General features: G+C 65.8%; 17 protein-coding genes. 13 read left to right on the forward strand and 4 right to left on the reverse strand.

What is annotated here, in order from left to right; genetic code table 11:
- Positions 1-48: 48 nt before the first annotated feature.
- Entirely contained in the window at positions 49-657 is a 609-nt protein-coding gene (locus tag VF329_15660) for a putative 2OG-Fe(II) oxygenase (GenBank protein HEX7082445.1), read from the forward strand.
- A gap of 8 nt (positions 658-665) precedes the next feature.
- Here the strand turns inward: VF329_15660 and hemW are convergent, their stop codons facing one another.
- A complete protein-coding gene (hemW, locus tag VF329_15665; protein ID HEX7082446.1) occupies positions 666-1,814 on the reverse strand; it encodes a radical SAM family heme chaperone HemW in 1,149 nt (382 codons plus the stop codon).
- 200 nt (positions 1,815-2,014) lie between these two features.
- Between hemW and VF329_15670 the strand changes: the two genes are divergently transcribed.
- The 7 genes from VF329_15670 (at position 2,015) to VF329_15700 (ending at position 11,313) form a co-directional block, all read left to right on the forward strand.
- Complete coding sequence (locus tag VF329_15670; GenBank protein ID HEX7082447.1) at positions 2,015-4,015, forward strand: TonB-dependent receptor; 2,001 nt, start codon at positions 2,015-2,017, stop codon at positions 4,013-4,015.
- 6 nt (positions 4,016-4,021) lie between these two features.
- Positions 4,022-4,603 (forward strand): hypothetical protein, encoded by a 582-nt coding sequence (locus VF329_15675; protein HEX7082448.1) that lies wholly within the window; start codon positions 4,022-4,024, stop codon positions 4,601-4,603.
- Positions 4,588-5,223, forward strand: coding sequence for a MotA/TolQ/ExbB proton channel family protein (locus VF329_15680; GenBank protein ID HEX7082449.1), 636 nt, complete (start codon positions 4,588-4,590; stop codon positions 5,221-5,223). Before VF329_15675 ends, VF329_15680 begins: the two co-directional genes overlap by 16 nt.
- Before the next feature lie 3 nt (positions 5,224-5,226).
- A complete protein-coding gene (locus tag VF329_15685) occupies positions 5,227-5,574 on the forward strand; it encodes a DUF2149 domain-containing protein (protein HEX7082450.1) in 348 nt (115 codons plus the stop codon).
- Between the two features lie 6 nt (positions 5,575-5,580).
- Positions 5,581-9,564, forward strand: coding sequence for a cobaltochelatase subunit CobN (locus tag VF329_15690; protein ID HEX7082451.1), 3,984 nt, complete (start codon positions 5,581-5,583; stop codon positions 9,562-9,564).
- Positions 9,561-10,712, forward strand: a complete 1,152-nt coding sequence (locus tag VF329_15695; GenBank protein ID HEX7082452.1) for a hypothetical protein — start codon at positions 9,561-9,563, stop codon at positions 10,710-10,712. The genes VF329_15690 and VF329_15695 overlap by 4 nt, the downstream gene beginning before the upstream one ends.
- A gap of 163 nt (positions 10,713-10,875) precedes the next feature.
- Complete coding sequence (locus tag VF329_15700; protein ID HEX7082453.1) at positions 10,876-11,313, forward strand: GFA family protein; 438 nt, start codon at positions 10,876-10,878, stop codon at positions 11,311-11,313.
- Positions 11,314-11,328: 15 nt separating this feature from the next.
- Here VF329_15700 and VF329_15705 read toward each other — a convergent pair whose 3' ends face one another.
- Positions 11,329-12,228, reverse strand: a complete 900-nt coding sequence (locus VF329_15705; GenBank protein HEX7082454.1) for an oxygenase MpaB family protein — start codon at positions 12,226-12,228, stop codon at positions 11,329-11,331.
- 248 nt (positions 12,229-12,476) lie between these two features.
- Between VF329_15705 and VF329_15710 the strand changes: the two genes are divergently transcribed.
- Positions 12,477-13,526, forward strand: a complete 1,050-nt coding sequence (locus VF329_15710) for a hypothetical protein (protein HEX7082455.1) — start codon at positions 12,477-12,479, stop codon at positions 13,524-13,526.
- Positions 13,527-13,767: 241 nt separating this feature from the next.
- Complete coding sequence (locus tag VF329_15715) at positions 13,768-15,057, forward strand: integrase arm-type DNA-binding domain-containing protein (protein ID HEX7082456.1); 1,290 nt, start codon at positions 13,768-13,770, stop codon at positions 15,055-15,057.
- A gap of 539 nt (positions 15,058-15,596) precedes the next feature.
- Here the strand turns inward: VF329_15715 and VF329_15720 are convergent.
- Together VF329_15720 and VF329_15725 are read right to left on the reverse strand one after the other, a co-directional pair.
- Positions 15,597-15,947, reverse strand: coding sequence for a hypothetical protein (locus VF329_15720; GenBank protein ID HEX7082457.1), 351 nt, complete (start codon positions 15,945-15,947; stop codon positions 15,597-15,599).
- Positions 15,948-16,289: 342 nt separating this feature from the next.
- Positions 16,290-16,991 (reverse strand): hypothetical protein, encoded by a 702-nt coding sequence (locus VF329_15725; protein ID HEX7082458.1) that lies wholly within the window; start codon positions 16,989-16,991, stop codon positions 16,290-16,292.
- A gap of 485 nt (positions 16,992-17,476) precedes the next feature.
- On the opposite strand from VF329_15725, the gene istA reads away from it, so the two are divergent.
- The 3 genes from istA to VF329_15740 are packed head-to-tail and all read left to right on the forward strand — an operon-like array spanning position 17,477 to position 19,835.
- Positions 17,477-18,493 carry an IS21 family transposase gene (istA, locus tag VF329_15730; GenBank protein ID HEX7082459.1) on the forward strand — a complete coding sequence of 339 codons (1,017 nt, stop codon included), beginning with the start codon at positions 17,477-17,479 and terminating at the stop codon, positions 18,491-18,493.
- Positions 18,490-19,266 (forward strand): IS21-like element helper ATPase IstB, encoded by a 777-nt coding sequence (gene istB / locus VF329_15735; protein ID HEX7082460.1) that lies wholly within the window; start codon positions 18,490-18,492, stop codon positions 19,264-19,266. Before istA ends, istB begins: the two co-directional genes overlap by 4 nt.
- Positions 19,267-19,307: 41 nt before the next feature.
- Entirely contained in the window at positions 19,308-19,835 is a 528-nt protein-coding gene (locus VF329_15740) for a DUF429 domain-containing protein (protein HEX7082461.1), read from the forward strand.
- The last annotated feature ends 89 nt before the right edge of the window (positions 19,836-19,924 follow it).

The raw sequence follows: 19,924 nt of genomic DNA on the forward strand, positions 1-19,924 counted from the left end.
CTATGCTTACGCGCGAAAGCTTGAGGGCAGTCGAGAGAGCGGCGTTCGATGAATCTGATCGATCTGTTCCCGAGGACGATCGGGGCCGCCACGCTGCAGACGCTCACGCCGGAGCTGATCCGCCGCGCGATCGACCTCGTCGAGGCGGCGGAGAAGGTCGACCTCGGCTCGGACGGCGCCTATACCGTCGACCAGAACCTGCTCGACCATGAGCTTTTCACCGACGTCAAGCGCGAGATCATCGGGCTCTGCAAGGAGTTCAGCGCGAGCTACTCGCACGTGGTCGAGGACATCGCGATCAGCAACTCGTGGGGCAACGTGCTCGCTTACGGTCAGTCGATCCGCAATCACAGGCACAACAACAGCTACATCAGCGGCTCTTTCTACCTGACCGGCGGCTCGAGCCTGAACATCACGAACTCGGAGTTCCACGACCTTTTCGGCTTCATGCCCAAGGTGAAGCCCGGCAACTACCGCTCGTGGGAATCGTTCTGCATCAAGCCCGAGCCCGGCGGTATCGTCTTGTTCCCGTCGGGCCTCTATCACAACGTTTCGCCGTCGCGCGACGCGGGCAAGCGCTATTCGATCGCCTTCAACGCGGTGCCGGTCGGGCCGATCGGCCGGCCGACGAGTCAGCTCGACATCAGGGTGCGCTGACCGCGCTCTCAAAAAAGCGCGAGCACGCGATTGAGCACCGCGAGCCCCGCGGCGGTGGCCTCGAGTCGGCTGCTGTCCGCGACCAACCAGCCGCGTCGCACCGCCTCCGCGCGGGCGGGCTCGATCTCGCGAGCGCTCCGGCCCGTGCGGGTCTCGAAGCGCGCGACGTCGACGCCGCCGACCAGGCGCAGCGCGTTCATCATGAATTCGAGCACGAGCTGCCGCGGTGCTTCGACCCGCTCCGTCGAGACCGCGGCGGCGGTGCCCGCCGTCTCGATGTACGTGCGCGGATTGCGCGTCTTCGCGCGCCGCTCGACGGCGCCTTCGGCCGGCAGCGTGAGCTTGCCGTGCGCGCCGGCGCCGATGCCGAGATAGTCGTCGAAGCGCCAATACGCGAGATTGTGCGCGCATCGAAAGCCGGGACGCGCATGCGCCGAAATCTCGTAGCGCTCGTAGCCTCGGCGGGCGAGGAACGCACGTCCCCGCTCCTCGATCGCGACGACGGCGTCCTCGTCCGGAAGACGGGGCGGGTGCCGGTAGAACGCCGTGCCGGGCTCGATCGAGAGCTGGTACCAGGAAAGATGCGCGGGCTCGAGATCGACCGCCGCCTCGAGGTCCGCGAGCGCCGCGGCCGGGTCGTCGCCGGGAAGCCCGTACATCAGGTCGAGGTTCACGTTGTCGAAGCCGGCGGCGCGCGCCGCTCGTGCGGCCCGGATCGCTTCGGCGCCGCCGTGCACCCGTCCGAGCGCGCGAAGCTGCGGGTCCCGGAAGCTCTGCACCCCGATCGAGAGCCGGTTCACGCCCGCCTCGCGAAACGCCGCGAAGCGTTCGGCGTCCGCCGCGCCGGGATTGGCCTCGAGCGTGATCTCGGCGCCCGGCGCAACGTCGATGCGCGCCCGCACTTCGCGCAGCAGCCGCGCGATGGCACGGCTGGAGAACAGGCTCGGGGTGCCGCCGCCGATGAAGATGCTCTCGATCGGCCGATCGGCCGCGAGCGGGAGCTCCGCGTCGAGATCGCGCAGCAGCGCGTCGACGTAGGCCTCCTCCGGAACGTCCGTCGGCGCGCGATAGGAGTTGAAGTCGCAATACGGGCACTTGCGCACGCACCAGGGCAAGTGGACGTAGAGCGACAGCGGCGGCAGCGAGTCGTATGGCATCGGGACGGCGCGCTCGACGAGGGCGGCCGATTTTACCGAATCGGCCCCGGGGCGGGCGGCCCGGGGGCGACGACGCCGTTTAACCGTTAATCCAACGCCCGCCCCAACAGTAATTAACCTTCGTAAAAGCCTTGGTCGGCGCTAGGATCGCGCACCTGCAGCCGGCGGCCCACCGCCGCCGCGCACAGGCGAAGGACCTTATGGAACTCATCGACTTCATGAAACTCATCGATTCCGACACCCCTCGCGCTCTTCCCCGGCCCGCGCCTGCGCCGGTTCCGCCGATTTCCGCGCTCCGCCGGGCGGAGCCTCGTGGGCCGGCAGGGCCGGGCGCGGCGCTGCTCCGGGCCGCGGTCGCCGCGGGCTTGCTCGGGCCCGGGACGCTGCTCGCGCAGGCTCCGGAGCCGCCGGACGATATCGACGAGGTCGTCGTGACCTCGAGCCGGATTCCGACGCCGTTGCGGCAGATCGGGACCGCGGTGTCGGTGATCGATGCCGACGAGATACGCATTCGCGGCTATCACTCGATGGCCGACGTGCTGCGCACGCAGCCGGGCATCGGCGTCAGCAACACCGGCGGGCCGGGAAAAACCACGTCCCTGCGGATCCGGGGAGAGGAAGGCTACCGGACGCTGGTCATGATCGACGGGGTCGACGTGTCCGATCCGACCGGCACGCAGGTCGGCCCGAGCTTCGACAACCTGCTGACGACGAGCGACATCGAGCGCGTCGAGATCCTCCGCGGGCCGCAGGGCTTCGTTTACGGTGCGGACGCCGGCGGCGTCGTCAACATCTTGACCCGCAGAGGCGAAGGGCCGCCGGCAGGGCAGGTCGCCGTCGAGCTCGGCGACTTCGACACGCGCCGGACCGAGGCGAGCGTGTCGGGCGGCGGCGGCTCCGCCGACTACTTCCTCTCCATGACGGATCTCGACTCCGACGGCTTCAACACGAAGGCATCCGATACGGTGCTCGCCGACGACGACGGCTACGAGAACACGACGCTGCACGGCAAGATCGGGTGGACGCCGACCGAAGCGCTGCGGCTGCAGCTCGTCGGGCGCGACATCGACGCCGCCACCGAGTTCGATACCTGCGGATTTCCGACGACGGCCGATTGCATCGGCCGCACGGATCAAACCACGTTCCGCCTCTCCGGCGACTATCAGGCGGGCGCCTTCACGCACCTCGTCGCGTACTCGGGCACGGAGGTCGACCGCGACAATCTCGCGGCCGGCGTCATCTCGTTCGCTACCGAGGGCGAGCTCGACCGTGCCGAGTACACCGGAAGCTTCCGGCCCTCCGAGAGCACGACCCTCGTCTACGGCCTCGACCTCGAGCACGAGGACGTCGTCGCGAGCGACGGCAGCGAGCTCGATCAGCGCCAGACCGGCTACTATTTCGAGTATCAGAAGGCGATCGACGACCGGGTCTTCGTCACCGCGGGCGCCCGGCACGACGACAACGACGACTTCGGGACGCACACGAGCGTGCGCGCCACGGCCGCCTACGTGACGGACGTCGGCCCCGGCGCGCTGAAGTACCGGGCGAGCTACGGCACCGGTTTCCGGGCGCCTAGCCCGTCCGAGCTCGCGTACAATGCCGGGCCTTTCGCGTTACCGCCGGCGGCCGGCCTATCGCTCCAAGAGGAGTCGAGCAAGGGCTTCGACATCGGCGTCGAGTACACGACGGACAGCGGGCTTTACCTCGAGGCGACGTGGTTCGATCAGCGCATCGAGGACGAAATCTTCTTCGACCTCGCGGGCTTCTCCGGCTACCTGCAATCGCTCGGGACGAGCCGGTCGCAGGGGCTCGAGCTCGCCGCCGAGGTGCCGATCGGTATGCGCTGGCAGCTGCTCGCGAACTTCACCTACAACGATACGGAGGATGCCGACGGCGAGCAGCGGGTTCGCCGGCCCGAGAGGCTCGCGAACCTCGGCGCGCGCTTCTCGTCGCCGGACGAGCGATTCCGCTTCATCGCCAATTACCGCATGTCGCGCGACGCGGTCGACGAGCTGTTCGGCATCGGCCGCGTTCCGCTCGACGACTACGAGGTGCTCGATCTGAGCGCCGCGTATACGATCGGCGAGCGGATCGACGTGTACGCGCGCTTGCAGAACGTCACCGACGAGGAGTACCAGGAGGTTACCGGCTTCAACACGCCGGGGTCTTCGGGCTCCGCCGGCGTGCGAGTCAGGTTCTAGTCCGTTTTGCAGTTTCTCGTACCGGGCATTCTTTGCGCTCTCGGCGCCGCCGCGCTCGCGAGCCTGGTGCCGCATCATCCGAGCCGCTACGTGCTGCTCGGCGGCGGCTTCATCGCCGCCGCGGCGCTGCTCGGGCCGGACCGAGTGCCGGGCGCCGGCTGGATCGGCACGGCGATTGCGATCGTCGCGCTCGCGGCGCTCATCCGGCCGTCGTGGTCCGTCGCGCTCGTCGCCGCCGGGGGCGCGTGCGCGGGCCTGTGGGCGAGCGTGCTCCGCGCGCAAGGCCTGCCGCTCGCTGCGGCGCTCCTCGTGGCGGCGCTGCCGCCCCTCGTCGCCGCGTTCCTCGCGGCCCGGAGGCCGCAGTTCGCGCCGCCGAGCCTGCGTGACGAAGCCCTCGCACTGATCGCGGTGCTCGGCCTCTGCGTCGCCGCGGCCGGGCCGATCCTCACCGGCTGGCAGTCCGCGGCGGCGCTGAAGGCCGTGCCGCTCGAAGCCGGCGCCGGCGGCCGCGCCGCCGCGCCGGTGCTACTCTTGGCCGCTGCATTCTTGTTCTTAGGAGGGGTCTACTCGCTATGGAAGCGCAGATGAGCTTGCTCGGCCTGCTCGAGAACGGCCTGTTCGCGCTGGGGCAGGTGCTTCGCTTTCCCGTCATGGCGATGTTGTGGGTGTGCGTTGCCGCGGCGCTGTTCATGGCCGGCTCGACGCTCGTCGACTTTCTCGCGCGCCGCCGCGACCGCAGGGGGTTCGACGTGGAATCCTGGCTCAACGCAGGGGACGTGCTCGGCGCCGGCGAGGATCGCCGCCGCGCGCTGCCGCCGTCGCTGCGGCGCCTGCTCGTCGCGATTCAGCAGGGCTTGTCCGACTCCCGCCTCGAGAACGGCGGTCTCGAGCACCTCGTCCTCGAGCAGGAGGAGCGCGTGCGGGCGTCGCTCAGCGGCTCCAGGATGCTGGTCAAGGTCGGGCCGAGCCTCGGCCTCATCGGCACGCTGATCCCGATGGGCACGGCGCTCGCGGCGCTTGCGTCCGGAAATCTCCAGGCGATGGCCGGCCAAATGGTCGTGGCGTTCACGACGACGATCATCGGGCTCGCCTGCGGCACGATCGCCTACGTGATCCTGATGCTGCGGACGAACTGGATGAACGAGGCCATCCGGGAGCAGCGCTTCCTCGCGGAGCGAGCGGCGGCCGAGCTGGCGGCGAGGGCGTAGGACATGGCGCGTTTTCTCGAAATGCCGCGGCCGGAGGAGCCCGAGGAGGATCCGCTCGCGGGCGTGGCGAATCTCTTCGATGTGTCGGTCGTCTTCATCGTCGGCCTCATGATCAGCCTCTTTTCCGTCTACCGGATGAACGACCTGATGAATCCGGAGACGGAGGTCACGATGGTCATGACGAACGCGCAGGGCCAAAGCGAGATCGTCGTGAAGAAGGGCACCGAGATCGAGGCGTACGAGATGACCGGCGAGAAGCTCTCCGGGAACGGCGAGCGGCTCGGCACGGCTTACCGGCTCGCGAACGGGCAGATCATCTACGTGCCCGACGACGCGGCCCCCGAGGAGTGATTCTCGATGCCGCGCCGCATGCTGGCCGTGCTGGGCTGCGCGCTGTCCGCGGCAGCGCACGCGCAGAGCGTGCACGTCGCGTATCTCTTCTCGGACGGGCAGATGCCCGCGACGCTCAGGGCGTACAAGGATCTGCTCGAGGAACGGCCGGACCTGCGCGGTGCGATCGATCTCACGTTCCTGACGGAATCCGTATTCGACGACGTCGATCCGCGCGAGCTCGCCGATGCCGACGTGCTCGTTTTCGACGTGATGAATCAGCAGATGCTGGACCGCTTCGATACCGAGCACGGCATGAACCTGCTGGCCGAGGTCCAGGACGGCGGCGAAGTGATCGCCGTCGGCGAGGGCCTGCTGCCGAAGGAGAACTACGTCGCCCAGGGGCTCGTATGGGACGAGCGCGCACGCGCGTTCTGGGAGCATTCCGGCGCCGGTAACCAGCTCGGCCTGCTGAAGTACGCGCTGTCTGTCGCCGGCATGGAAGGCCTGCGGATCCCCGACCCGCAGCCGAGCCTCGAATTCGGCTACTACTACCCGACGGGCGACGAGGAGGGCGGCCGCGTATTCGCGACGTGGGAGGAATTCGACGCGTGGCGCCGCAGCGCCGGCAAAGTGCGTCCGGGCGCGCCGACCGTCGCGATCGGCTTCTTCAAGTCGAACTTTTACTCGGGCGACATGGCCGTCGTCGACGCGCTCGTCGCCGAGATCGAGCGCCAGGGCGGGCAAGCGGTTCCGTACTTCGGGTATCCCGGGAGCGTCGCGTCGGAGCGCCTGCTGCTCGACGAAGCCGGCCGGCCGCGCGCCGACGTCTCGCTCACGTTCCTGTTCCGCTTCGCCGACTTCGAGTCGGCCAAGTCGCTCGAGCGGCTCGACATCCCGTTCCTGAACCTCGTCACGCTGTACGGGCGGAGCGAGCAGCAGTGGCGGGAGTCGAAGACGGGGCTGTCGATGTTCGAGGGGACGTTTCAGGTGGCGGTGCCCGAGCTCGCGGGGCTGATCGCGCCAACGGTCGTCGGCAGCCGCGAGAAGATCCTCGACATCGAGTCGGGGCTCTCGATCGTGCAGAGCCGCCCGATCGTGGCGCGCATCGCCATGGCCGTGCGCCGCGGGCTGCGCTACGCGGCGCTGCGCGACAAGCCGAATGCCGAGAAGCGCGTGGCGCTGCTCTACTACAACTACCCGCCGGGCAAGGCGAACATCGGCGCGAGCTACCTGAACGTCGAGGAGTCGCTCGCGAACATCCTGAAGCGGCTCGCAGCCGAAGGCTACGACCTCGGCGGCGCGGATCTCTCGGCCGAGGCGGTGCTCGAGGACATTCTCGAGAAGGCCCGCAACGTCGGCGGCTATGCGCCGGGAGAGCTCGAGGAGATGGTCGCCGCGGGTGACGCGGTGCTCGTCCCGATCGCCGAGTACGAGCAATGGCTCGGCGAGATGGCTCCGGAGCTCAGGGAGAAGATCGTCGCGGACTGGGGCGAGCCCGAGGACGCGAAGCTGATGGCGGTGGACGGGCCCGGCGGCAAGAGCCTCGTGATTCCGCGCGTGCGCTACGGCAACGTCGTGCTGCTCCCGCAGCCGGCGCGCGGGTGGGGCGAGGATCTGGAGAAGCTCTACCACGCCGACGACCTCGCGCCGCATCATCAATACGTCGCCGCTTACGAATGGCTGAAGCGCGAGCTCGGGGCCGACGCTGTGGTGCACGTCGGCACGCACGGCACGCTCGAGTGGCTGGACGGCAAGGACGTGGGCCAGACGAGCGCCGATGCCTCGGACGCGCTGATCGGCGATTTGCCGGATCTCTACATCTACAACGTCGACGTCGTCGGCGAAGGGCTCGTCGCGCGGCGGCGCGGCCTCGCGGCGCTGATCGACCACATGGTCCCGCCGTTCACGAAGGGCGGGCTGTACGCGGATCTCGCCGTGCTCAGCGAGCGCATCAACGACTACGATGCGAACCTGCACAAGAACCCGCAGCTCGCCGAGGCCTACGCGGAGCAGGTTCGCGAGCAGGTGATCGAGCTCGGTATCGCGAAGGATTTGAGCCTCGATCTCGAGGCGCCCGGAAGCCTCGATCACGATACCGTGCATCGCATTCAGTCCTACATGCTCGACCTCGAGCGGCAGAACATTCCTTACGGTCTGCACGCATTCGGCCGGCTGCCCGAGAAGGCCGCTCGGGAGAGCACGGTTGAGGCGATCGTGAGCGCCGACCGCAGCCTCCTGCCGAACGACGCGAAGGTGCTCGCGGAGGACATGGACCGGCGCATCGTGGCTTCGGCGTCCCGAGAGCTCGACAACCTCATGGCGGCGCTCGACGGCGGGTTCGTCCCGGTCGGGAGCGGCGGCGAGCCGATCCGCAACCCGGACGCGTATCCCACCGGCAAGAACTTCTACGGCATCGATCCCGAGAAAGTTCCGAAGCCCGCGGCCTGGGAGCTCGGCGTGAAGCTCGCGGACGAGATGCTGGCCGAGCATCTCGAGAAGCACGGCCGCTACCCGGAGAAGGTGTCGTTCGTGATCTGGGGCGACGAGACGATGCGCCACGAAGGCATCGTCGAGTCGCAGATCTTCCATCTGCTCGGCACGCGGCCCGTGTGGGACGAGCGCGGCAAGGTGGTCGACGTCGAGGTCGTGCCTCGCGCCGAGCTCGGGCGACCGCGCGTCGACATCGTGATCGCGAGCGCGGCGGAAGGCATGTTCAACAACGTCACGCTGCTGATGGACGAGGCCGTGCAGAAGGTCAAGGCCATCGAGGAAGCCGACAACTACGTGCGCCGCCACTATCTCGCCACGCGCGCGGCGCTGATCGAGCGAGGCTACAGCGAGGAGGATGCCGACCGGCGGGCCGGCGTGCGCATCTTCGACGAGCCGCCCGGCGTCTACAACCTGAACACCTCGAACATCGTCGGCGCGAGCGGCACGTGGGAATCGGACCGGGGCATCGGCGATGACTACCTCCAGAAGATGGGGCACGGCTTCGGCAACGGCTTCTGGGGCGAGCCGATGGAGGACGTGTTCCGCATGGCGCTCTCCGGCACGGAGAAGGTCGTGCACTCGAGCTCCACGATGCTCTACGGCACGCTCGACAACGACGACTTCTACATGTACACGGGCGGCCTCGCGAGCGCGATTCGCAATCTGGACGGCGAGGACCCGGAGATCGTCATCACGAACACACGAGACCCGGCGAATCCGGAGATGACCTCGATCGACGAGTTCATCGGCAGCGAGTTCCGTTCCCGCTATGTGAATCCGAACTGGATTCGGGGCATGCAGAAGGAGGGCTACGCGGGCGCGGGCGAGATGCGGGCGTTCGTCGAGTACTTGTGGGGGTGGGACGCGACGGTCACCGACGCCGTGGACGACGCGATGTGGCAGGAGACGTTCTCGGTCTACGTCGAGGACAAGCACGATCTCGGCATGAAGGAGTTCTTCGAGTCCGAGTCGCCGTTCGCGTATCAGGACATCACCGCGCGGATGATCGAGACGGTCCGCAAGGGCTATTGGCAAGCGGACGACGAGACGCTCGCGACGCTCCTCCGCGAGTACGTCGAGAGTGTCAACGAGCACGGCGTCGGCTGCTCCGAGCTCACGTGCGGCAATCCGCTGCTCCTCGAGTACGTCGTGGAGCAGGCCCTCGACGCGGGCGTGCCGGCGCCCGACGTCGAAGCCTTCGTCGACGCGGTCGAGGAGGCCGTCGGTGCTCCGATCGCCGAGCTTGCGGCCGAGATGACCGAGTTCATCCGGCGGAACGAGGCGCAGATCGCGACGCGGGCGGTGCCCGGGCCCGAGGCGGTGCCCGAGCCGAGCGTCGAGACGGCCGAGCTCGAAGGCTATCTGATGCGCAACGTCGAGAGGGCTCCGGTGGAGCCGCAGCCGGCTTCGCCCGCGACGTCCGAATCGCCCGCCGGCCTCGACGCCGCGAGGCTCGCGGCCGCGTTCGCGATCCTCGCGGTTCTCCTCGCGTGGCGCCTGCGGCATCGATCGGCATGACGCGCGCGGCCGCGGCCGCGGCATGCGTCGCCGTCCTCGCCGGCGCCTGCACGGAACGCGGCCCGCAACAAATCAGCGACAGCGGTTTCGGCGCGTTCGAGGCGAGCCTCGCCGTCGGGCCGCGCCGCCTCGGCATCGCGTGGTACGACACGCGCGACGGCAACGCCGAGATCTACCTGCGGATCGTCGACGCCCGGACGTTGAAGGAAGCGGCCGAGCTCAGGCTGACGCGCACGGCGGACGCCTCCTATGAAGCCGACGTCGCGGCCATCGGGGACGCGTTCGCGGTCGCGTGGTACGAGAAGTCCGCGGAGGACGGCACGCGAGGTGCGCGCCTCGGGCTCTGGAGCGATGCGGGCGTCGGCCTGTGGGCGCGGCCGATCTCGTCCGCGCCGAGCCGCAACCCGGTCCTCGCGGTGCGCGGCGACGCCATGTTCTCCGCGTGGATCGAAGCCGACGGGCAGGGCGGGGAAGCCGTCTGGGCCGCGTGGTGGAGCCGCTCCGGCGAGCGTCTCGGCGAGCCGATTCGCGTCGGGCCCGCGAGCGCGACCACGTGGAACCTCAATGCTGCCGTCGACGCCGAGGGGCGGGCGTTCGTCGTCTACGACGCGCAGGCCGGCACTCGCGCCGAGGAGATCCTTCTCGCGCGGGTCGTCGACGACGGCGGCGCGTCGTTGATGCGGCTCACGGCCGATGACGGTTACCGCTCGAAGTACCCGGATATCGCGTTCGGCGCGGACGGCACGGCGGCGATCACGTGGTTCGACGAGCGGGACGGCAACACCGAGGTGTATTTCTACGCCGGCGCGCTCGGGCCCGACCCTGCGATCGAGCGCGCCGCGCGGCGCGTGACGCAGACCACGGGCGATTCGATCGGCGCCTACGTCGCGAGCAACGGATCGACATACGGCCTCGTCTGGTCGGACGACACGGCCGGCGCCTACGACGTGTTCTTCCAGGCGTTCGACGCGGCCGGCGTTCCGCTGAGCTCGATCAGGCGGGTATCGAGCACCGCCGCCCAGTCGCTGATTCCGTCGATCGGCGCGCTCGGCGAGCGGTTCGCGGTCGCGTGGAACGAGATCGAGGCGGCGAGCCTGGGCCACGGCGCCGCGCAGCGCTCGGAGGTGCTGCTCGCCGTCGTGCCGTGAGCTTAGGCTTGCGAACCTGCGGCTCGTGCCCGAGAAGCGCGTTGGATTCTCCGTTTGGCCCGGCACGGATTGCCGGGCTATTCTGGGCGCGTCCGCGTCCGCGTCCGACCGTCCGTCGTGATCGTCACCGGAGCGTGACGCCCGCAACCCGAAGGGGAGCAACATGAACGCGCAGACTACTCGGAAAGGCAGCTGCTTCTGCGGCGACGTGGAAGTCACCGTCACCGGCGATCCGGTGGCGATGGGCTACTGTCATTGCGAATCGTGCCGGCACTGGTCCGCGGGGCCGGTCAACGCCTTCAGCTTGTGGAAGCCCGAGGCCGTCGCCGTCACACGCGGCGCCGATAAGCTCGGAAGCTACAGCAAGACGCCGCAGAGCATCCGCAAGTGGTGCAAGACGTGCGGCGGTCACGTGCTGACGGAGCATCCGACGCTCGGCGTCACGGACGTGTATGCGGCCGTGCTGCCCGATCTCGAGTTCAAGCCGGCGTTGCACGTGTTCTATCGCGAGACCGTGCTGCCGATGAAGGACGGCTTGACGAAGATGAAAGACCTGCCGGCCGAGTTCGGCGGCTCCGGAGAGACGATGCCGGCCGACTGAGCGGGCAATCTTCGTTCAAGCGGCTTGCGCGGACCGCGCGCGGTGCTCCAGCTGCCGGGCGGCTTTCCACTTCGCGGCGCGGTCCGGAAGCGAGCGGCGCAGCCGGCGCAGCGCGCGGACGACGAGCGCGAGCGCGCGTTCGTCCCTCGGCGTCCACTCGAAGCCGTATTCCCGGCGCACGTGCTCGGGTAGCGTCCCGAGCGTCAGCAGCCTGTTCATCGCCGTGCCGGGCGCGCCGAGCAGACCGAACGGCGGCGACAGGATCGCGGCCGCGAGCACGCGCGCCTGCTCGCTCACCGTGATGCGGCCGGAGGCGTACATCTCGTCCAAATACGCTTGGAGCGCCGCCCACGAGCGCGGCACGTCGCGCTCGCGGGCATGCAGCGCGATCGCGACGGCCGCCGCCTGCTCGCAGTAGACGTCGCGCTCGCGCGGCGTCAGCGGCGCGACGAGCATCTCGTAGAACATCGGCACCGATTCGATCAGCGTGGCGTGCACCCACAGGACGAGATCCGGATCCTCCGCGGAGTAGGGCGTGCCGGCCGGGAACGGGCCGACGTCGGCCGGCAGCTTGCCGTTGACGCGGCAGTGAATCGCGAGAATCGCCTTGATCGCGCGGTCGTGATCCGCTTCGGTCCCGAAGGTGAGCGCAAGCATCGCGTGCACCGTGTGCCGCAGCCGCTGCACGGCCGCGGAAGGTTTCGTGCGGAAGCCGCTGTGCTCGTCGATGCCGGCCGCGATCAGCGGATGGGCGAACTGTAGAAGGATGGCACGCGACCAGCCGAGCAGCACGAGGCGCTCCGCGTTGACGCGGTGGGAGACGGTGAACGCCTTTTGCGCAAGGCCGCCGGCGAGAGGGAGCTCGTTCCGATCGCGGCTCGAGTGTGGCCGTGCCGGGTCGTGTGTCGCGGACATGTCGCGCCCCAGTCGTCCTTGAGTGGCGTAGAGCCTTCGTAGATCTTAGCCGATGCGGCTGTTTGCCGCCGCACCGGGCGGTAGCCGTTTCGGGCGTCTCGGCGGCCGGCGAGGCGACGGGAGTCACGGCGACTCCGCCGCCGGCGGATTCCGCAGTTTAGCGATCCCCATTCGCGCCTGTGAGGGAATGCCTCGGAGTGCGACGAACGTCTTCGCAAGTCCAGGCTCTCTTGTCGTACCGTCGCGTGATGGCGGAGACTGTCCTGACAATCTCCAAATCACGCCTGAGCAGTCTTCAAGGTGAGCTAAAGAGTGCACTCGACCAGACAACCTCGCAGGAGCTGATTGATTGGGCGGGTCGCTGCGGTCGCGTCGCGGCGGCTTCGACGGTAAGGCGAGGAGTCAACCTGAAGAACCTTGCTATCGGCGTACGTCGCGCAGCCAAGTTCGAGATGGACAGGTTGCGCGCTAGCGACTCGGCCGCCTGCTACGCAAAGCAGCGGCCCGCCGAGTTGCTGTCGGCTGCTCGCAGTGCGGTTGCTAACAGTCGTGTGGTTTGGAAGGCATTACGGAAATACGCAGAGGCGAATCCGAAGGAAGCAGCCATTCGGGCTGGTATGTTCTGCTTCGGGTTCGGCTACGCCTCGGGAGGATTGGACGGCGACGGCGGCCTCCCGGATCTAGATTGGGAGCTGCTCGAGGAGCACCGGTCGCTGCTGACGCACTCTATCCTGCCGGGCATCCTGGCTGAGGTTGTTGTGGCAGGCGTTGTCGACCTCGTGAAGATCATTCACGGCAAACTTCCGAACCCTCATGATCAACTGTGGGATTCGATTCGCGCAGGCTCCGAGGAGCTGCACATGCTCACCGCCGGCGTCAGTGTTGGGCTTGCATACCATCTTGGCATCGACGCGACCATCGATGGCGGCGGCGCCTACGCCGATTTCCCGACGGTGGCCCCTCACGAGGCGCACCAAGCCACCGCGGCCACGATGGCTGCGACTGAGGGCATCGACGCGGCGAAGCGCAGGCCTCGGCATCCCAAACCTCGGGGCTTGCTGGCTGTTTCTCTGATGGGGCACCAAGCGCCAACCGAAGGTGAGCTGTACGACCATCTGGAGCAAACCCTTGATGAGATCGCGTGCAGATCTCAGCTCTACGCGGCCTGCGGCGAGTGTCGCCGAGTGGTCGCGCTTGATGTTCGCGAACTGATCGAGAGGTTCGGTACGAAGACGACTCTCGGCCAGCTCCGCTCCCGGCTGAGATGCAGTCAGTGCGGGAAGCGTCCAGCCGAATAAGGCACCACTTGGTGTGAGTGGTCGTTGGCCAAGCGTTTTTTGGCTGAAAGTTGCCGTAGTCGAGTGATTGGCGGAGAGGGTGTCTGCCCGAATAGGTTCTGTCATTTTCTAGAGTGTTCCACTAAGTTTTTGGTATCAAAAGGCTTTACTGGAATAGAGATCCTTTGAATTCCAACGAAAGCTGTGTAAATCTACAAATTTATGTGGGACAATATGTGGGCAGAAAAAGGACAAAACTCCCATGCCCAAACGCGCTCGCGAATTGACCGCACTCGCCGTCTCGAAGCTTAAGGCCGAAGGCCGTTACGCAGTAGGGGGCGCTGCAGGTTTGCATCTTCGTGTCGCCGGCAACTCTCGAACGTGGGTCTTACGCATTAAGGTCGCCGGCAAGCGCCGAGACATGGGACTCGGTGCTTTCCCCGAACTGTCGCTCGCTGAGGCTCGCCAGAAGGCTCTGGAACAGCGCAAGGCTGTCGCCGAAGGTCGGGACCCGATTGAGGAACGTAGGGCGCAGCGAGCGCGGCAAGCGGCGAACATCGCTAATACCAAGACTTTCGCGGAATGCGCCCGTGCATACATCGAGGCCCACGCTGCAGGTTGGAAATCCGTGAAACACGCTGCCCAGTGGACAGCGACGCTCGAAACTTACGCCTTCCCGATTCTCGGCAAGCTGCCGGTCACCGCCATCGATACCGCAAAAGTACTCCAAGTGCTGACTCCGATCTGGACCACCAAGACGGAAACAGCGAGCCGCCTGCGAGGCCGCATGGAGTCCATTTTGGACTGGGCGAAGGTTCGAGGTTATCGCCAAGGCGAGAACCCGGCGCGGTGGAAAAACAATCTTCGCCACCAACTGCCCGCTCCGAGCAAGGTACAGAAAACTGAGCACCATGCGGCCCTACCCTACGGGCGCGTCGGCACGTTCATGGCGGAGCTACGCAAACATGAGGGCATCTCGCCTCGTGCGCTGGAGTTTGCCATCTTGACCGCCGCTCGCAGCGGCGAAGTCCGCGGCGCCACCTGGAGCGAAATTGACCTGAAGGCACTGCGATGGACGATTCCCGCGTCTCGCATGAAGCGGGAAAAGGAGCATGTCGTGCCACTCTCCACTGCCGCGGTGGCGCTCCTGAAAAGCCTGCCGAGCAAGGGAACGTCCGATATCGTTTTCCCCGCCCCGAGTGGAGGAAAGCTCTCCGATGCCGCACTGGGGGCAGTCATCGATGGCATGCACGAAGTCGATCTGAAACGCGGCGGCATTGGCTACCTCGACCCTTCCCAAGACAAGACCGCCACTCCACACGGATTCCGCTCGTCATTCCGCGACTGGGCTGCGGAAGTTGCTTACTTCCCGAGCGAGGTGATCGAGCACGCTCTCGCGCACAAGTTGAAGGACAAGGCTGAAGCCGCGTACCAACGCGGCACGTTACTCATAAAGCGCGCGAAGTTGATGGAGAAATGGGCGAGCTACTGTAGCGTAAGGAGGGATGAATCGGGCAAGGTCATTCGGTTGAACCGCAAGAAAGCGCGGTAACACTTCGGCGCCGGGAAGTCCTGTGGCTGTGCATGGGGTGCGCGTCGCTGCGCTAGCTAGTACGCCAGAAGCGACGCTGTCTCGCGCTCGCATAGTGACTGCGGCTTACACGACGTAACCCGAGAGTGCCGAATTCACTAGTGCGGGTCGATTCACGCCGAGATCAACCTATTCTCACCAGCATCCAATGCGAGCGCGCCATGATGGTGGCGACGTTCGAGCCACTGCAGAATCTGCCGGTGCCGGTGTTCGCTAAGCTCCCAGGGAAGTCGCGCTATCAGATCAACCGAGAGATCAAGAGCCGCCGTTTGTTCTCGCTCACCTTGGGCAATCGGGGACATCGTATTTTCAGACTGGCAACTCGATCCCATCGGGTAAAGGTTCACTCGTGCGGTATTGGAGCGTGTGCAGGGGATCGACTCGTGGTTGCTTTATCGTACGCCGTCTGTAGCGCTCTTCAGTTGATTCAGGCACCGTGGCACAACGACGAAGCGTCTCGTCTCATGAGCGATCAGTGTCATCTGGGGCGATGCCGCAGACTAAGCGCTTCCGCGTCGCCGTCCGAATAACTGCATGTCGCTCAGGGGCGGCTGCAGGTTGACCGAGTCGAGCCGCTCGATGGCTTCATTCAAGAGATCGGCCGCCAGATCGATGACCGCCGGATAATACGGAGACCGCTTGTTCTGGCTCTCGGCATTCACCTCCATCGCGAGGGTGGCGCAACTGAGAATGGAATGAGCCTTGAGCAGGCGCAACCGTTCATCTTCGACGGTGCGCTCGAGAGCCTCGAGCGCGGAGTCCGGCTTTGAATCATCGTGTAGAGCGGTTGCCTCGGAGGAAGGACGGCGAGAGAGGTTTCGATCAGACGGGGTAACATCGCGCTTAGCCATGGTTAGCCTCCTTGGGGCTGACTGTGGTTAGGCGTCCGCTGGTGTTAGCGGCACTAGCGGGCGCCGCTTCTGTGTATACCATTCGCGGCGTGCGATAGCTAGCGATCCGCCGAAGTAGGCTTCCTCCGCGCCAAGCCCATTCGGCGGTGTCGGCGATTAGAGCGCCACCGCGGCGATATGGAGCTGAGGTCCGAAATCGACTTCCAGAATTCGCCGAGGTGCCGGCGATCGACCCAATCACGCCTACGCCGATTTCGAGCCGCAAGCTTTCGGGCGCTGCACGGAGGAAACGAGCGCTTTAATCCATACGCGTTCCCGGAAAGCGTTTATGGGAAAGAAGCATCATTCGCCTATCGGCGGGAACGCGGGCGGGGCGACACGGATTTCCCTAAGTAATCGCCTAAGGGACGTGCTCGCTCGCTGAGCGTCTAAGCTCAACAGATACGCTCCCTCATCGTCGACATATGCGGTACTTGTGTATGACCCGAGGATACCGACGATCTGTTTCGGCGGTTCCAAGAGCGCCTCGGCTGGTTCCCACGTTGTTCTGGGAATCTGCTCTGCTTCAATGTTCTCAGGATGTGCGAGCCTCTTGTCGCGCAGGGCCTTTAGCGCGTTAAGCGCCGCATTGTTCTTCGGAGTGGGCAACACCTTGATTAGCTCGTCCGCAACGGCGATCGTTGTGTGCTCCTGGTCTCCATTGGCCGAGATAGTAATGCCAAGGCGAGCGACGCCTCGTTCAACCCAGGTAGGCTGCCTGATCTGTAACGCCCCTGCGTTCGTCCTGACAAATTCCAGGACGGCAGGCAAGCTTCTGAGGGAGTAGTGAGGGTGCGGGCGGTCATAGAGGCGAGTGACCGCAAGTACAAACTGCTCTACGCTATAGCTCTGCAAAGAGATTAAGATCGCTCTGAAGTTTGAAGCGTTAACCGCATCAGCATGCGAGCCGATAGTTGTTGCGACTTGGAGCGCCTCTTCGGCGCGGAGAAGGTCAGCGACTGGACCCTCTTGAAGCATTGTGGCCAGATCGTTCTCCGCAGACATAAGATTTCCTTCTTGCGCAGTGCCTGTCCCGAGCAACAGTCTAGACGGGCGGGGCGCCTCAGGGAGGTTTCTTCTGAACGCCACTAGGCGGCCTCACAAAAGGGTGTCCAGTTTGAAGCTGATCGGCATCGACTGTGCTGTGCAGTCGCAGAATACCGGAATCGCCGTCGGGTCTCTCATAGACGGGAGGCTCAGCGTAGTGCATGCCGGTGCCGGATCATCTGCTGTAATTGAGAGCGTAGTGCGCGAGCTCGACGGAGGCGCCGTAGCACTCCTAGCACTGGACGCTCCACTTGGGTGGCCCGTCGGGCTGGGCCACGAACTTTGCGCGCATCGAGCGGGGCAGCCGATGTTCACCGTCCCGAATCAGCTCTTTCGAAGGGACACGGTGTGAGCGGACATCGGAAGCTGACCCTTTTCGGACAAAACTGTTGACCCACCTTTGTTGAAAATCGGGGCCGTCTTGGAAGGAGGACGAGCCCCGGATGCTGACAAAGGAAGCGGTTATGGAGATCAAGATTTTGTCCCGTCGAGGGATGAGTATCCGGTCGATCGCTCGGGAGCTTCAGATTTCGCGGAATACGGTGCGCAAGTACCTGCGCGGCGAAGCGGTCAAGCCGGTCGAGGATCGCGGTCCGGGCCGGCCGAGTAAGCTCGAGCCGTACGAGGATTGGCTCCGGCGCCGGGTGGAGGGCGCAGCCCCGATCCGTTTGCCGGCGACCGTTCTGCACCGGGAGATCGCGGCGATGGGGTACGACGGTACGGAGCGCAGTGTACGGCGGTTTGTGGCGAGCTTGCGGCCGGCGCCGCAGCCCGAGCCGATCGTGCGGCTCGAGACGCCTCCCGGGCGGCAGGCGCAGATGGACTGGGGCGAGTATCGGCTGGGTCCGCGGAAGGTGTATGCGTTCGTCGGCGTGCTCGGCTACAGCCGTTGGCTGTATCTGGAGTACGTGGAGTCGATGCGCGCCGACGTGCTGGTCGAGTGTCACCGGCGGATGCTGGGTGACTTCGGCGGCGTGCCGCGGGAGATCCTTTACGACAACATGAAGACGGTCGTCACGCACCGTGACGCCTATGGCCGGGGTCGGCACCGGTTCCACGATGCGACCTGGGGCCTGGCGGGCGACTGCGGCTATCGGCCGAAGCTGTGTCGGCCGGCACGACCGCAGACGAAGGGCAAGGTCGAGCGGGCGATCGACTACATCGCCCAGACCTTCTTCCACCCGTACGTCACGCGGCTGGCGCTCGAGGGCCGCATCCCCGAGCTCGATGAGCTCAACGCCGAGGCGAGGCTCTGGTGCGCCACCGTCGCAAACGTGCGCGTTCACGCAACGACCAAAGCTCGTCCGGTCGATCGTCTCGTCGAGGAGCGGCGGGCGATGCAGCCGTACGTCGGACCGCGAGCCGCGCCGGAGTCACCAGCCGCCGCCTGCTGGCCGCGCTATCCGCTGCAGCGCTCCCCGAAGGACTACGACGTCGTGCTGCAGGAGGTGATGCGATGAGCGAGAAGGTCGAAAAACTGTGCATGGAGCTCTCGCTCGTCGCGGTGGCACGCCAGTATGCGAACCTTGCCGACGAGGCGGCGAAGAAGAAGCGCTCCTTCGTTGAGTATCTGGAGCAGGTGCTCGGCGCCGAGGCGTCGCTGCGAGGCGAGAGGAGCCGGCAGATGCTGATCCGACTGGCGACGTTCCCGTCGGTGAAGACGCTCGAGCAGTTCGACTTCGAAGCTGCGCCGGGAGCGCCGAAGGCGCGGCTGCAGGAGCTGGCCGGCCTCGCCTTCATCGAGCGGCGCGAGAACGTGATCCTGTTAGGACCGAGCGGCACCGGAAAGACGCACCTGGCGATCGCGCTCGGCGTCAGAGAGGCCGAGCGCGGCTACAAAGTTCGCTTCGTCACTGCCGCCGATCTCGTGCTGCAGCTCGAGAAGGCGCGACGCGAGGGGCGCTTCGATCAGTACCTCCGGCGCGCGATCCTCGGACCTCGCCTTCTGATCGTCGACGAGATCGGCTATCTCCCGCTGAAGAAGGATCAGTCGGACCTCTTCTTCCAGGTCGTCGCCAAGCGCTATGAGCAGGGCTCGGTCGTCCTGACCTCGAATCTGTCGTTCGGCGACTGGGAGCAGACCTTCGACGGCAACGCAGCGCTCACGAGTGCCATGCTCGATCGGCTGCTGCATCACGCTCATGTCATCCAGATCCGGGGCGACAGCTACCGCCTTCGGCAGGCTAGGCAAAGTGGACTGATAGGAGGAACGGTCAACAGCGAAGCACACTGACGACAACACCCAGGGGGTGGGTCAAGAATATTGTCCGCCAGGTGGGTCAATTATTTTTGTCCGTTGACAACACGGATCGATTCGTTCGTCAGGTGACCGGCAAACAGCCGCTCGACGTTGGCGCAGATCGCATCGCACGCGCTGCCTGGGCAGCTTTGAGCCTTCTACACAAGGTCCGCGAACAATCGGGCCAGCGCATCCAGCTGGCGTGGCACAACAGACTTACGGAGCCAGCATGCATCGAGGTCGATCCAGCCGCCACGTTGGTGGCTCATGAAGTGCCCTCCAGAGGCTATAAGGGCGGCGACCTCGCGAACCAGGAACGTCGCGCTACCATCCTGGATCGGCTCATGAGCTGGATCATGATTCCGGACGTGATCAAGGAGGTGGCCATCGCAAATGATCACGTTCTTGATGCGATCATCTGTCTTCTGGCCGGCGCCGACTTCTTAAACGGCGCCTGTGACGGTCCGGCTGATGCTGAGGTCGCACGGCGCGGGAAGGGTGGATTTGGTTCAGGTGCCCTAGCGCTTCGCATACAATGCCCAGCAATTAACCTTTCCCAATAACAACCCATATCGGGAGTCTTCGGCAAAATGGCTACCGTAGACAAGCCAGAGGGCGCAACTAAACGTGATTCAGACGAGGGGCATCAATA

It is taken from the genome of Gammaproteobacteria bacterium (assembly GCA_036381015.1).
In the GTDB taxonomy this organism is placed as follows: Bacteria; Pseudomonadota; Gammaproteobacteria; order Steroidobacterales; family Rariloculaceae; genus ZC4RG20.